Annotated in this window: 15 protein-coding genes; 8 read left to right on the top strand and 7 right to left on the bottom strand. The window is 26.3% G+C overall.

All coding sequences use genetic code 11. The annotated features are described in order from the left end of the window. The first annotated feature begins 20 nt into the window (after positions 1–20). The 3 genes from ACKU4C_RS01880 (at position 21) to trpS (ending at position 3,318) form a co-directional block, all read left to right on the top strand. Positions 21–854 (top strand): YitT family protein, encoded by an 834-nt coding sequence (locus ACKU4C_RS01880; RefSeq protein ID WP_321314159.1) that lies wholly within the window; start codon positions 21–23, stop codon positions 852–854. Positions 855–1,022: 168 nt separating this feature from the next. Then, complete coding sequence (locus ACKU4C_RS01875) at positions 1,023–2,300, top strand: TAXI family TRAP transporter solute-binding subunit (protein ID WP_321314158.1); 1,278 nt, start codon at positions 1,023–1,025, stop codon at positions 2,298–2,300. 52 nt (positions 2,301–2,352) lie between these two features. Continuing rightward, positions 2,353–3,318, top strand: a complete 966-nt coding sequence (trpS, locus tag ACKU4C_RS01870) for a tryptophan--tRNA ligase (RefSeq protein WP_321314157.1) — start codon at positions 2,353–2,355, stop codon at positions 3,316–3,318. A gap of 20 nt (positions 3,319–3,338) precedes the next feature. Here the strand turns inward: trpS and ACKU4C_RS01865 are convergent, their stop codons facing one another. Genes ACKU4C_RS01865 through ACKU4C_RS01850 form a run of 4 tightly spaced genes read right to left on the bottom strand, consistent with a single transcriptional unit; the run spans position 3,339 to position 5,568 of the window. Continuing rightward, complete coding sequence (locus tag ACKU4C_RS01865; protein WP_321314156.1) at positions 3,339–4,037, bottom strand: class I SAM-dependent methyltransferase; 699 nt, start codon at positions 4,035–4,037, stop codon at positions 3,339–3,341. Next, complete coding sequence (gene hisG / locus ACKU4C_RS01860) at positions 4,037–4,645, bottom strand: ATP phosphoribosyltransferase (protein WP_321314155.1); 609 nt, start codon at positions 4,643–4,645, stop codon at positions 4,037–4,039. Before hisG ends, ACKU4C_RS01865 begins: the two co-directional genes overlap by 1 nt. After that, the gene (locus tag ACKU4C_RS01855; protein WP_321314153.1) at positions 4,623–5,249 is read right to left on the bottom strand and encodes a type III pantothenate kinase; all 627 of its coding nucleotides are present in this window, start codon (positions 5,247–5,249) and stop codon (positions 4,623–4,625) included. The genes hisG and ACKU4C_RS01855 overlap by 23 nt, the downstream gene beginning before the upstream one ends. After that, positions 5,236–5,568, bottom strand: coding sequence for a hypothetical protein (locus tag ACKU4C_RS01850; RefSeq protein WP_321314151.1), 333 nt, complete (start codon positions 5,566–5,568; stop codon positions 5,236–5,238). Before ACKU4C_RS01850 ends, ACKU4C_RS01855 begins: the two co-directional genes overlap by 14 nt. A 157-nt stretch (positions 5,569–5,725) precedes the next feature. Between ACKU4C_RS01850 and ACKU4C_RS01845 the strand changes: the two genes are divergently transcribed. The 5 genes from ACKU4C_RS01845 (at position 5,726) to ACKU4C_RS01825 (ending at position 12,562) form a co-directional block, all read left to right on the top strand. Next, positions 5,726–7,717 (top strand): bifunctional diguanylate cyclase/phosphodiesterase, encoded by a 1,992-nt coding sequence (locus tag ACKU4C_RS01845; RefSeq protein WP_321314149.1) that lies wholly within the window; start codon positions 5,726–5,728, stop codon positions 7,715–7,717. Between the two features lie 67 nt (positions 7,718–7,784). Next, the gene (locus ACKU4C_RS01840; RefSeq protein WP_321314147.1) at positions 7,785–10,562 is read left to right on the top strand and encodes a transporter substrate-binding domain-containing protein; all 2,778 of its coding nucleotides are present in this window, start codon (positions 7,785–7,787) and stop codon (positions 10,560–10,562) included. Continuing rightward, a complete protein-coding gene (locus ACKU4C_RS01835) occupies positions 10,559–11,311 on the top strand; it encodes an SdiA-regulated domain-containing protein (RefSeq protein WP_321314146.1) in 753 nt (250 codons plus the stop codon). The genes ACKU4C_RS01840 and ACKU4C_RS01835 overlap by 4 nt, the downstream gene beginning before the upstream one ends. Next, positions 11,312–12,091, top strand: coding sequence for a threonine/serine exporter family protein (locus tag ACKU4C_RS01830; protein WP_321314144.1), 780 nt, complete (start codon positions 11,312–11,314; stop codon positions 12,089–12,091). It abuts the gene before it with no gap. Between the two features lie 3 nt (positions 12,092–12,094). Beyond that, complete coding sequence (locus ACKU4C_RS01825) at positions 12,095–12,562, top strand: threonine/serine exporter family protein (RefSeq protein WP_321314142.1); 468 nt, start codon at positions 12,095–12,097, stop codon at positions 12,560–12,562. Here ACKU4C_RS01825 and ACKU4C_RS01820 read toward each other — a convergent pair. The 3 genes from ACKU4C_RS01820 to ACKU4C_RS01810 are packed head-to-tail and all read right to left on the bottom strand — an operon-like array spanning position 12,559 to position 14,667. Continuing rightward, complete coding sequence (locus ACKU4C_RS01820; protein ID WP_321314141.1) at positions 12,559–13,389, bottom strand: hypothetical protein; 831 nt, start codon at positions 13,387–13,389, stop codon at positions 12,559–12,561. The two genes, ACKU4C_RS01825 and ACKU4C_RS01820, sit on opposite strands and share 4 nt — an antisense overlap. Positions 13,390–13,408: 19 nt before the next feature. Beyond that, a complete protein-coding gene (locus ACKU4C_RS01815; protein WP_321314140.1) occupies positions 13,409–14,047 on the bottom strand; it encodes an SDR family oxidoreductase in 639 nt (212 codons plus the stop codon). Beyond that, positions 14,044–14,667 carry a DedA family protein gene (locus ACKU4C_RS01810; protein WP_321314139.1) on the bottom strand — a complete coding sequence of 208 codons (624 nt, stop codon included), beginning with the start codon at positions 14,665–14,667 and terminating at the stop codon, positions 14,044–14,046. Before ACKU4C_RS01810 ends, ACKU4C_RS01815 begins: the two co-directional genes overlap by 4 nt. Positions 14,668–14,699 lie beyond the last annotated feature (32 nt).

Here is a 14,699-nt window from a genome sequence, read left to right as displayed (position 1 = left end):
ACAAAAAACAAAGGTTATATATGAATCAATTTAAAAACTCGATTTTTATTATATTTGGATCCTTTTGCTTATCCTTCTCTGCTGTATCATTTTTAAATCCAAACTCGATAATAACTGGTGGAGGAGTTGGTATTGCTCAACTTCTTTATGCACTTTTCCCATCTATCACTTTAGGTATTTGGATTGCAATAGTTAGTGTTCCTTTAATTTTGATTGGTATGAGTTTCTTTGGCAAAGGGTTTGTTATTAGAACACTTTTTAGTATTGCTTTAATATCACTATTTACTGATTTGTTAAAAGAAGTGTATCTTGTACCAGCATCTACAAACGAAACTATACTTGCATCTATTTTTGGAGGACTTTTAGTTGGATTAGGTGTTGGTTTTGTAATGTTAGGAAAAGCCTCAACAGGAGGAACAACAATTTTAGCTGAAATTATTGCAGCAAAGACAAGATTTAAAACTTCAGAGATCTTATTAGTAATTGATGGTCTAATTATGTTTAGTTCAATTTTTGTTTATGGAGATGTTGAAAAAGCTTTATTTAGTGTAATTGGAGTTTATATTACTTCAAGAATAATTGATATATTACTATCTGGTAAACCCGCTCAAAAATCTGTAACTATTGTATCAAATAATGTAAATGAATTATCTTCAAAAATTCATAAAAACTTAGGAGAACATGGAACAATAGTAAAAGGGATGAGTTTAAATCAACAAGCAAGTAAAACACTTATTTTAGTTATTGTAGATATCTCAAAACTTCAACTTTTAAAAGAGATTATAAATGAACATGATGAAAATGCTTTTTTAGTTGTACAAGAAGCATCTGAATTATATGGAAGAGATTACTAAAACTTTATCCTAAAACAAGCTCCCATTTTTATTTACATCTAAATTCATTTTTCAAAATGGGAGAGTATTATAGTCTTTGTAATATAAAGATATATTACAATTTCACACTCTTTTATATATAAAAGATTTTTAGCTATAATTTATTATCTTAATATTTGAGAGAATCTAATGAAAAAATTTATTACTGTATTTCTTCCAATTATTGCTACAATAATTTTTGCATTTTATTTTACTTCTCAATTTATACAACCTAGTCCTAAAAAAGAGATTACAATTGCAACTGGTTCAAAAGATGGAAACTACTATAAAACAGCTTTAGAATATAAAAAGCTTCTTGAAAAAGAGAAAGTAAAAGTTAATATCATAACAAGTGCAGGATCAATAGAAAATATTGAACTTCTAAAAGAGAAAAAAGCAGATATCGCTTTTATACAAAACGGTACAACTTTTGATTCAAATAATAAAAGTATTAAATCGCTAGCTTCAATCTATTACGAACCTTTATGGGTTTTTTATAAAAATGAGGGTTTTACAATTGATTATATTATCCAATTAATTTCAAAAAAAATATCTATAGGTAATATTGGCAGTGGCACTAGGGATTTAGCAAATAAAATTTTAACTGATAATGGAATAGATAGCAATAATTCTCAAATCCTAGACTTAAATAACAAAAAAGCTAGTGAAGCTTTAGAAAAAGGTGATATTGATGCTCTTTTTATAGTTTCTTCACATAATTCACCAATTATAAATAAATTACTTGCAAATCCAAAAATTAATCTTTTTAGCTTTAAAAGAGCTAGAGCTTATAGTCGAAAATACACATTTTTAGAAGCTTTAACTTTATACGAGGGTACTTTAGATTTATATAAAAACCTTCCAGATGAAAACATCAATATTCTTTCTACCACGGCAAACTTAGTAGTAAGAGAAAACTTTTCAAATGAATTAAAAAGATTAGTTCTAAAAAAAGTAGTAGAAGTTCATAGTAAAAAAGACCTTTTTGCAAAAACAAACCAATTTCCAAACTCACATAATATGAAAATAGAACTTGATGAAGAAGCTGATAAATATTTTAAATATGGAGACACTTGGTTAGAAAAGATATTTCCTTATTGGATAGCTTCAAATATAGATAGATTGAAAATATTATTAATTCCCCTATTAACTTTACTTTTTCCTTTATTCAAAGGTGTATTCCCTTTGTATAATTGGACAATGAGATCGAAAATATATAGATGGTATGAAGAGATAAGAGAGATAGATAATGAAATAGATAAAGCAAGTAAAACTACTTTAAATGATTATAAAAAAAGGATAAACACGCTAAGAGAAGAGATTAGCAAAGAGACTAAAGTCCCTTTAGCTTTTATGGGTGAATATTACAATTTACAATTACATTTAGACCACATAGAGTCAAAAATTGACAAGAGATTACTTAACTAGCTCTTATTAATAATTTAGATATAATTCCAAAAAATTATTGAAGGAATATATTTTGAGAATATTATCAGGAATTCAGCCAAGTGGTACTTTACATATTGGGAACTATTTTGGAGCTATTCAAAAAATTGTAGAATCACAAGAAAAAGGTGATTTATTTGCATTTCTTGCTTCATATCATGCTTTAACTACAGTTAAAGATAAAGAACTTTTAGAAAAAAATATCTTTGAAGCTGCTGTTAACTTTTTATCTGTAGGTATTGATCCTGAAAAATGTACTTTTTGGGCACAACACCATGTAAAAGAGGTTCTTGAATTATACTGGCTATTATCAAATCATACTTCAATGGGATTATTAGAAAGAGCTCACTCATATAAAGATAAAGTAGCTAAAGGTATTATTGCAAATCATGGACTATTTTCTTATCCAGTTTTAATGGCAGCAGATATTTTATTATACGATTCAAATATTGTACCAGTAGGAAAAGATCAAATGCAACATGTTGAGATTACTAGAGATATTGCAAATAGTTTCAATAACCATTATAAAACAGATATATTTGTTTTACCTGAATCAAAAGTAGATGAAAATGTAGCTACAGTTCCTGGAACAGATGGGGCTAAAATGTCAAAATCATATGGAAACACTATTGATATGTTTGGAACAAAAAAACGTATAAAAAAACAAGTAATGGGAATTGTAACTGATTCAAAAGAACTTAATGAACCAAAAGAATGGGAAAATTGTAATATATATAAACTTTGTGAATTGTTTATGAATGAAGAAGAATTAAAAGAGTTACAAGAAAGATATGCAACTCCAGGGGAAGGATATGGACACTTTAAATTAACATTGTTAGATAAAATAAATGAGTATTTTGCTCCTTATCAAGAAAAAAGGGAACATTTTATTGCTAATCCCAAAGAGGTTCATGAGATTTTAGCTTACGGAGCTTCAAAAGCTTCAAAAGTTGCAAGTGAAAAGATGAGAGTATTAAGGGATCTTGTAGGATTAATCTAAGAAAATTTACCTTATTTTTCTTAGATTTTTTTACAAATAAATATTAGTTTATCAGCCTCTTCATAAGCATGTAGATTAAATTGATTTATCTGTTCAATTTTAAAACCACACTCTTCTAAAATAGCTTTGAGGTAAGAAGTTTCATGATAGTATTGAGTAATACTATCTGCTTCTTTTTTAAATAAATCATTTGTATTATTAGTAAACATTACTAAATCAGTAATAAGTTTTTCATCTTCAAAAATTGCATCAATAGCTATAAACTTATCCTCTAAATCAATAGTTATACACCCTTGCGCAACTTCACTAAAACCAAAACCTGAATTTATATCAAAGATAAAATATCCATCTTTATTTAGAACTTTATTTGTATCTTGAAAAAAACTTTTTAATATATCTTTTGGTATATAGTTTATTACATCAAATATTGCAGTAGCACAATCATATTTATTAGTAACATTTTCTAAAGCAATTGAGTCAACATTACTTAAGCCTTTTGCTTTACAAAACTCAATTTGTTGTTTACTTAAATCTATACCAAAACAAGTTTTTTTATTTAGTAAAAGATTTTCTAAAAAATATCCCTGACCACATCCAATATCTAAAATATTGTCTAAGTTCTTATTTATTATAAAAGATAAAAACTCTTTATGAAGTTCATATACCTCTTCTTGAAAATCTAAGAAAGGTTCTATTTTAGAGTATAGGTCTAATCCCATTAAAGTACTGCTTCTAACTTATCTTTTAAATTAAAAATTAAATCTTTTTTTGCATAATATGCGTTTTTATTTGCAATTAGATGTGCTGAACTTTCCATAATTGTAGGTCCCACTTCAAGTCCATTTTGCTTCATAGTTGTACCTGTTTCAACAATATCAACTATACAATCAGCAAGATTAACTAAAGGTGCTAATTCAATAGAGCCATATAATTTGATAATCTTTACAGCCATTGCTTTCTCTTCAAAATATCTTTTTGCAATTTTTTCATGTTTAGTTGCAACTGTAATTTGACTTTTTGTAAAATCTAATTCTTCACCTTTTACAAGACCAAAAGCAACTTTACAACGTCCAAGCTGTAAATCAAGAAGTTTTATAAGGTCATACTCTTTCTCTTCTAAAACATCTAATCCAACAACACCAAGGTCTGCTGCACCATGCATTACATATGTAGGAACATCTTGATTTCTTACATTTAAAAATCTAAATCCACTTTTTTCTAAAATTAGTTTTCTATCTTCAAAAATGAATTTTTCATTAAATGCACTTTCAAATTTTTCCAAAGTATCTTCTGCAATTCTTCCTTTAGGCAATGCAATTGTTAGCATCAATTATCCCTTTCATATTTTTAAATATTAAATCATCTTTATAGATACAATTATCAAAATATTTGCTCAGAGATTCTCCATCTCCACCAGTAAATATTATCTTTTTCTCTTTAGATATCTCTTTTATTGGTAAAATTATAGATTGTAAAATAGAATAAGACATTGCATCTTGTGTACAAAGGGGTATTGTATCTAAGTTTACCTTTGTATTAATTTCATAATCTAACTTTGAAGATATCTCTTTATATGCTTTTTTTAAACTTAATATACCTGGTAAAATAAAACCGCCTTTGTGTTCTGTTTTTTCCATTATATCAACTGTAATTGCGCTTCCTGCATCTACTATAACAGCATTTTCTACACCTAAGCATACAACTTTTCTATCTATTCCCATTCCCTTATATTCTGTATCGAAATCAAGATACTCTTCAAGATTTATACAATCATTATGGGTGTTTTCTAACACTTTTGCTGCATTATCATTGACTGAAATATAATAAATTCTTTCTTTAAATTCAGGTAACTTTTCATTTAAATAATATCTTTTATGAATTCCATCAATCAAAAAATGATAAGTTGTATTACCAATATCACATAAAATCAACTCTTACTCTCCATTTATCATTTTCTAATAACTTTTTTGCTTTTGAGCAAATAGGACTTGAAATCAATAGTTCTTTTTTCTTGAAATTGTGTTCTTGAAATGAAACTAAATTATCTAATAATATCATTAGATCTTCAGCATTTTTTCTAATAAATCTACTTTTACTATCTATTATAAAAATTGCATAATACTCTTTTTGTATTGAAGTTGCCACATATATCTTAATTTTTTTTCTAGATTTTAAATCTTTTGGAGCAATCTCTTTTATCTCTTTAAACAAAATATCTTTTTTATTATAGTAATGAGTTAACTCTTTCAAATACAACCTTTTTATTTATCTGGTGTATTATATTACAAAATCACTTTAGTTAGATAGATATTTTATCTTAGGTAGAAATAAAATTATTTTTTAAATTCATTATTTAATATTAAGATAATTTAGTCTATCATATACCAGCTAAATGTTAAGGTGATTTGTGTCTAAGTCTAGATTTAATAAAAAAGAACCCATTTCAAATAAAAAACTTATATTCAGAATTATATTTATCCTACTAATTACAAGTATAGTTTCAATTTTTATCTCAAGCATATATATTAAAAAAATTGCATTAAACAATTTAGGTGAAGATGATGCAAAAAAAACAAGTGAACTTGTATTTGAAATAATGAATACAAAAATGCAAGAGGGTTGGGGGAAAGATGACTTAACTCAAATATTAAAAAGATTAGAACATATAAGAGAAGGTCTCGAGGTTCACTCATACAGAAGTGAAAAAGTTGAAAAAATTATGGGTATTCATAAAGAAGATAAACTCATAGTACAAAATGACCCTTTTATTCAAAAAGCCTTGAAAGGGGATAAACAGTTTCTAATTTTAGATGATGGTAGTATTAGGTACCTTTATCCAATGAGAGTTAGGCAAGAATGTATTACTTGCCACTATAATACTAAAGTTGGAGATATAAATGGGGTATTAGACATAACTTATCCACCAAGTGAAATAAAAATCTCACTTGATATGTTAATCTCCTATTTTTTAATATTTTTTGTTATATTCATACTTATTTGCTTTATTATACTTTATTTTGTAATCAATAAAAAAATTATTACCCCTGTAAATAAATTTACAAAAGCTATTCATAAAATATCATTAAATACTGACCTGTCAAAAAGATCAAATGTAAATCCAGGAATAAAAGAGTTACATATTTTAGAAAAACATTTTAATGAACTTCTAGGAAAAATAAAATATTACTATGATATTTTGATTAATAACTTATATACAGATTCCCTTACAAGATTACCAAATCTAGTAAAACTTGAAGAGGATATAAAAAAGAACGAATACAACACTTTGATAATTATTAATATCGATTCTTTTAAAGAAGTAAATAACTTTTATGGAGTAAAAGTTGGTGATACTATTTTAAAACAAATTGCCATGTATTTATATGAAAAAACTAAAGCAGTGCATGAAGTGTATAGACTTTATAGTGATGAGTTTGCAATATTAACACAAGAAAAAATTTCAAAAAACTATTGCTTAGATTTAATTACTTCACTTAATAGTGAATTTTGTAGATATCAAGATACTGATATTCAAATACAATCATCTCTAGGAGTAGTTTATAATGCAAAAAATAGAATTATAGAAAAAGCTACAATTGCATTAAGAACAGCAAAAAAGAACAGAACTTTATATGAGGAGTTTGACAACTCTTTAGAACTTCAAGAGGAATACTCAAAACATATCACTTGGAGTTTAAATATAAAAGAATCTTTAGAAAAAGACAACATCATCCCTTATTTTCAACCTATAAAAGATTTAAAGACAGGTGAGATAAAAAAATATGAATGCTTGGCAAGAATGATATTTAAAGATGAAGTTTATGCACCAATTCTATTTTTAAATATCTCTAAAAAAGCTAAGTTTTATCCACAAATAACTCAAAGAATGATTAAAAAAGCTTTTGAATATTTTGAGGATAAACCGGATATTACATTCTCTATTAACTATTCTATTGATGATATTTTAAATAAAGAAACAACAAACTATCTATTTGAAATGTTAGATAATTATAAAATAGGTTCACAACTTATTATAGAACTTTTAGAGAGTGAAGAGATTCAAGATTTTGAACATGTAAAAATGTTTTCAAAAAGATTAAAAGAATATGATGCATCATTAGCTATTGATGATTTTGGTTCAGGATATTCAAACTTTTCATATATATTAAATCTAAATGTAGATTTTCTTAAAATTGATAGTTCACTTATTGAAAGTATTGATAGAAATGAGAATTCTAAGATTATTGTTAAATCAATTGTTGAGTTTGCTAAAAATGTAAATCTAAAAACAATCGCAGAGATGGTTCACAAAAAAGAGATTGAAGATATTTTAAAAGAACTAGAAGTCGATTATGTACAAGGCTACTACATTGGTAAACCTAAAAAGACTATTTTTTAACACCTTTTACAATTTATTTTATATTTATCTTCGCTATAATAATCAAAATACATACTGCAGGGTTCTAATGAAATCTTTTTTTAAGATAATCTTTCTTTTTTTGATATTTATTAATATCTTAAATGCATCATCTACAAAATATTTTACAGTTTCATATGACCCAGACTATGCACCTTTCTCATATTTAGAAAATGGACATCCTGAAGGTTTGTTAATTGATTATTGGAATCTTTGGGCGGAAAAAAACAATTATAAAATTAAATTTGTAAACGGCAAACTTTGGGATAATGCAATAAATCTCGCAAGAACTGGAAGAGTTGACTTTTTTCTAGGAACAAATCCATACGATACATGGATGAAATCTTCATACTCAATTTATAAAACAAAAACTTCACTTTTTATACATAAAGATTTTAGTAGAGATTTTAGTAAACAAGCCTCATATTTAATAGGAGTTGTAGGAGAAGACCATAAAAAATATCTAGATACAAATTTTCCTTTTTCACAAACTCTAGTATATAAAGATTATGCTACTTTATTTAAAGATTTTTTATCAAAAAAACTTGATTTAATTTTTGATGATAAATTTGCTATTGAGTTTTATTCATTAAGAAACAACTTTTTTCATAAAATAAAACCAATAGATTTATTACAAGAATATATCCCTATAAAAGCTATCTCTAGAAATAAAGATTTAATTGATACTTTTAATAGAGGATTTAGAAAATTAACCAGCGAAGAACTTTATGAGGTTGAGAGTAAATGGGTATTAAATGCAGAACAACAAATTTATAAGAAAAGTTTTTCTTTATCACAAAGAGAAAAAGATTTTATTAGAAATCATCCCTTAAAAGTTTCTGTTTCAAATGATTGGAAACCTTTCACTTTTAAAGACAAAAATGGGGAACCAACTGGTATGGCTTCTGAAGTTTGGGATATGATTTCAAGAAGTTTAAATCTTAATTCAGAATATATATTTTCAAATAATTTTTCTGAACAATTAAATCTTATAAAAAATAAAAAAGTTGATGTTATATTTAGTGTAGGGGAAACAAAAGATAGACTAAAATATTCTATCTTTACTAAACCATATATTGAATTTCCTTTATCTATTGTAACTTTAAAAGATGAAAACTTTATAGAAAATATAAATTATTTATATAATAAAAAAGTTGCTGTTGGTAAAAACTTCACCGCCCACAAATTACTTGAAGAGTACTATCCTGATTTAAAATTAACTCCAGTTAAAAATATTGAAGAGGGTCTTAAAAAAGTTTCTAATTCTGAAGTATATGCTTTTGTAGGTATAAAACCAAATTTAATTTATAATATAAATAAATTAAATTTTGATGATTTAAAAATAAGTGGGAATACTGGTTTAACTTATAAAGTTGCCATTATGATAAGAGATGACTACCCTTTATTACAAGAAATTCTAAATAAAGCAATCTCATCTCTTGATCCAAATGAGATCTCTCAAGTAACTGGTAAATGGAATAATATTCAATATAAAGAAACTATTGACTATACAGTATTTTGGATAATCCTTTCAGTAGGTTTTATCATTTTTATTATATTGATTTATATCAATCAACAAAATATGAATAGAAATAAAACTTTAAAACTTCTTGTAAATGAAAGAACTAAAGAGTTAAAAGAATTAAATCAAGAGCTTGAAAAAAGAGTTGAAATAAAAACAAAAGAATTAAGTAGAACAAACTACTTATTGGATGAGGCTCAAAAGATTGCAAGATTAGGTAGCTTTAGTTATAACACCAAAACAAAACACTTAGAATGGAGTAATGAACACTTTAAAATTTTTGGACTATATCCAAATGAAATAAAACCCTCAATAACTAAGTTTTTATCTTTTGTACATGAAGAGGAAAAAAGAAAAGTAAAAATACATCTTTATAAAGCAATAAAAAGTGATAAAAGAGAAATTATTGAATTTAAAATATTATTAAGAGACAATACTCTAAAACATATACAACTTACAACAAAAGTTACAAGATTTGACTCAAATAATAAACCGATTTTTATAGTAGGAACAATATTTGACTTAACAAAAATAAAAGAGTTAGAGTTTCAAAAAAGAGAAAAAGATTCTATGTTAGCTCAACAATCAAAAATGGCAGCATTAGGTGAGATGTTAGAGAATATCGCACATCAATGGAGGCAACCTTTATCAGTTATTTCGACAGCTTCAACGGGGTTGCAAATACAGTTAGAGATGGGTAATGAGATTTCAGAAGAGATGCTTTATAGCAATGTAAAATCTATAAATGAACATTCTCAATATCTTTCAAAAACAATTGATGATTTTAGAAACTTTTTTAATCCTAAAAAAGAAAAAGAGATTTTTTCAATTAATTCAACTATTGAAAAATCATTATCCCTAGTTAGTTCTAGAATTAAAAAATGGAATATAGAAGTAGTCAAAGATCTTAAAACTATCGAAATTGAAACAATTGAAAGTGAACTTATTCAAATACTTTTAAATATTTTCAACAATGCAGTTGATGCACTTAATTCAAATCAATTAGAAAATAAATTTATATTTATCTCAACTATAAAAAGAGAAAACTATTTACATATAAAAATAAAAGATAATGCAGGTGGAATTCCTGAAAAAATACTTGATAAAATTTTTGAACCATATTTTACAACAAAACATAAATCTCAAGGTACAGGTATCGGTTTATATATGTCTAATGAGATTGTATCCAAGCACTTAAACGGTTCTCTAAAAGTAATAAATAGTTCTTATATTTATAAAGATATTAAATGTAAAGGTGCATTATTTACCATATCAATACCGTTGAAAAAAGAAACTCATAAATGATAAAAAGTTTAATTCCTCTATTTATATCATTTTTTTTTATGCAAAACCTATTTGCAAAAGAAAAAGTAATTGCAAAAATCCCAGAAGCTTCAGGAATTTGTTATAGTGTTATTTCCGATTCACTTTTTGTAGTAAATGATGAAGGAACTCTTTATGAACTCTCAAAAAATGGAAAAGTTTTAAGAAAAAAGAAACTTGGGAAATATGACTTAGAAGCTATTGAAGTTGATGAAAAGAATGCTTTGCTTCTTTTAATAAACGAAAAAAAAGACTCTATCTTAGTTGTAGAGAAAAAAAGTTTTGATATTGTAAAAAAAATAAAAATAGATAGAAAATATAAAGGTAAAAAAGTATTAAAAAAAGGTGGTAATGGAATTGAAGGATTAGCCCTTTTTAACAATAAATTATACGCCTCAAATCAATCAAAGAAAAAATATCCTAAAGAAGATTCTTCAATAATTGTAATTTTAGATTATGATTTAGAAGCAAAAAAATTAAAAATAAAAGATATTATTGACCCAAAACTTACAGATATTTCAGGATTAACCTTTAATGGAAATATTTTATACATGATTAGTGATAAGAACTCACAAATAATTAGCTACAATGTCGAAAAATCTAAAGTCATAAAAAAATATAACCTTCCTAAAAAATATGCTCAAGAGGGCATTACTTTTGACAAAAAAGGAAACCTTTATATTGCAGATGATAATGGGAAAATATTAAAAATAAAGAACTATCTAAAATAGATGAATAGATTAACCTACGAACAACAAACAAAAGTTACAAGAACAATAATTAAAGCTGCTGTATTAATGCTTGAATTTGGTGCAGAAAGTAGACTTATAGAAACAATTGCACAAAGGCTTGGAAATGCTTTAGGTGTTGATTCAGTTGAAGTTTCATTAATACCTTCTGCCATAGTTTTAACTACCTTAAGCAATAAACAAACCCAATCAGTTACAACTACTAGAAGGGCTCATCATAAACCAATTAATATGTCGATTGTTTGTGATGTACAAAAAATGTGTTATAAAGTGGAGCAAGAAAAACTTGATGTCGATTATGTCATAAAAACTATGAAAGAGATAAAACCAAACTATTATAACAGATGGTTGATTGTAATTATGGTTGGTCTCTCATGTGCTTGTTTCTCCTATTTAAATGGTGCAGACTGGCAAGGTTTTGCAACCACTTTTTTAGCTTCAGCAGTTGCAATGTTTGTTAGACAAGAATTAGCAAGAAAAAAATTTGTTTTAATCATCACATTTGGAGTTACTGCTTTTGTTGCAACATTAATTGCCGCATTAGCACAAATTTTTAATTTAACCAATACTCCGGATATTGTTCTATCTTCAAGTGTATTATTGTTAGCTCCTGGTTTTCCTTTTATAAACTCAGTATTAGATGCGGTAAAAGGTTATCTTGCCATGGGATGGGGACGTTGGATGCAAGCTGTGATGTTAACTGCTGCAACATCTATTGGTATAGTTTTTGCTTTTACTGTTTTGAATTTACAAGGTTGGTAAAATATGGAAATCCTAATTAAATATTTAATAAATGCTATTTTTGCAGCAATTCCAGCAGTTGGTTTTGGGATGGTTTTTAATGTACCAAGAGATACTCTTTTAAAATGTGCTTATGGTGGAGCAATAGCTTATTGCTCAAGAGAATTTTTTATGGATTTAAATTTTTCTTTAGAACTTGCAACCTTTTTTGCTTCAACTTTAGTTGGTGTGATTGCTTTATACTGGTCTAGAAAATATATAGTACCAAGACCTGTTTATACTATTGCTTCAATTATCCCTTTACTACCTGGGAAACAAGCTTTTGGAGCAATAATAAATCTTATAACTATGAATGCCCATGGAGTTACACCAGATTTAATCACATTGTTTATTGATAACTCTTTAAAAACAATTATTGTTCTTGGGGGTATTGGATTTGGACTTGCCTTACCATCACTTTATTATATAAGATACAATAGACCTATTATTTAGGTTCTTCTTATATTAAAAATAGATTTTATAAAAAAGTAAAGAATAAAAAGAAAAACTATTGGTAAAATTATTGTTTGAAAAATAAAAACAATAATTAAATCTATAATATATTCACTTGAATTATCTACAGCAACAGTATATTCATCAATCTTTTTTTCATAATAGTTACTATCAAATTTTTCCATAACTTTTTCTAAAAAGCTATTATTCTCTTTTTGTTCTATTGTTTTTTTAGTTACTTCACTAACATTATTTTTAACCCTAACAATATTCTCATTTAATTTTTCAATATTATATTCAGGTTTTACAAAATAATTGTAAGAGATATCATTTACATAGCTAATCATAGGGATTGCAAACCTTAGAAAAAGAAGAACAAAAGTAACTTTAAAAAATAAGCCTCTTAAACCCTCATCCTTTTTAAAACGTTTAAATAACCATATATTAAAGATTATAATAAAGATTAAAAGTATTGCATTATATATCTCATTAGTTACAAATCCTAATAAAATTTTTTGTATCCCCAAAGAGGTTAAACTAGCTAACATAACAAGTGCAAACTGTTCAACTAAATCATTTATTGGGTCTAAAACCTCTCCAATTGCTACAACAACAAAAGGTAGACTAAGTTCAGTACCTTGGGCTAAAGAGATAACTGCATTTAAAGCTTTTGCACTACCAAAAACTATAACAGCTTCTTTAAAAGAATCATCAATTAAAGCTTTTGCACTTTCATCAATAGAAAAACTTAATGCAATAAAAAGTGCAATAAAAGACAAAAATGTTAATAAAAACTTATTCCAATTGTTTATTATAAATTCTTTCATAATTTAACTCTTTAATAATTTATTTTTTCTTTATTTCCAATCGCTGCGGTCTAACTGTCATTTCTGTAATAACACCTTCAAAGTTTATTATATCTAATACTGTATTTGCTATTTGAGAAGGTAAAAGATGAGCTTCTTTTTTATCTGAAGGTTCAAAATTGAATTCATCAAAAAAATTTGTTTTTGTTAAATCTGGATTTATGTTAGTAACCTTTACATCACTTCTCCTAAGCTCTTCAAATAAACTTAATGAAAAATTCCTAAGTCCAGCTTTTGTTGCTGTATACAAAGCTGAAAACTTAGAGTGACGCACTGCTTCTATTGAAGAGATATTTATAATATGCCCTTTTGTTTTTTTAAGACTTCTTAGACATAAATTAGATAATAAAATTGGTGCTGTAAGATTTATATCAATCAACTCTTTTATTTTACTCACAGATATCTCTTCATGGGGTTTAAAAACACCTACACCAGCACAATTTATTAATATATCTATTTCAACTTTTTTTAACAACTCTTTTACTTCACCCTCAATGTTTTGTGAATCTTCTAGTCTACTTGTTAATCTTATTATTTTATAATTATTCATTTCTAAAGTAGAACAAATAGCTTCACCTATGCCAGAAGAATATCCCGTTACTATTGCTGTTTTTTTCATTTTTTATTCCACTTGTTTATGATGCCTTTTTTCATTTTTATTCGAATGTAGAATAAAATAAAAATTGCTAATAATATTAAAATAGAAACTATAATTATTTTTAAATACTCATCAATTAATTCTTGATTTGAACCAATAAAATAACCCAATAAAGCAAGTATAAGAACCCAAATTCCCGCACCTAAACTTGTATATAAAGAAAACTTCCAAATATTCATTTTGGCTAAACCAGCAGGCAATGAGATATATTGTCTAACAGCAGGGATAAGTCTTCCACTAAAAGTAGAGATATGACCATGCTTTGCAAAGAAGTTTTCCATTTTTTCCAAAGTCTCTTCTTTTATTAAAACATATTTACCATATTTACTTAAAAATCTTCTCCCAAATTTTACAGCTAAAAAGTAGTTAAACACTGCTCCAGCTAAACTTCCTGCAATACCTGCAAATATCGCTAAAGCAAGATTCATCTCCCCTTTATACGCTAAATATCCTGCTGGAACCATCACAATTTCAGAAGGGAAAGGGAAAAATGAACTCTCCAAAAACATCATAATAAAGATACCTATATATCCTAAACTACCAACTGTATTTACTATAAAATCTACTATTTCGTGAAGCATTAACTGCCTTAATTTTAATTTTTAAAATTGAA

Source organism: Halarcobacter sp. (assembly GCF_963676935.1).
Classification (GTDB): Bacteria; Campylobacterota; Campylobacteria; order Campylobacterales; family Arcobacteraceae; genus Halarcobacter.
Note: the sequence above shows the minus strand (reverse complement) of the source record. Positions and strands in the feature narration are given on the sequence as shown.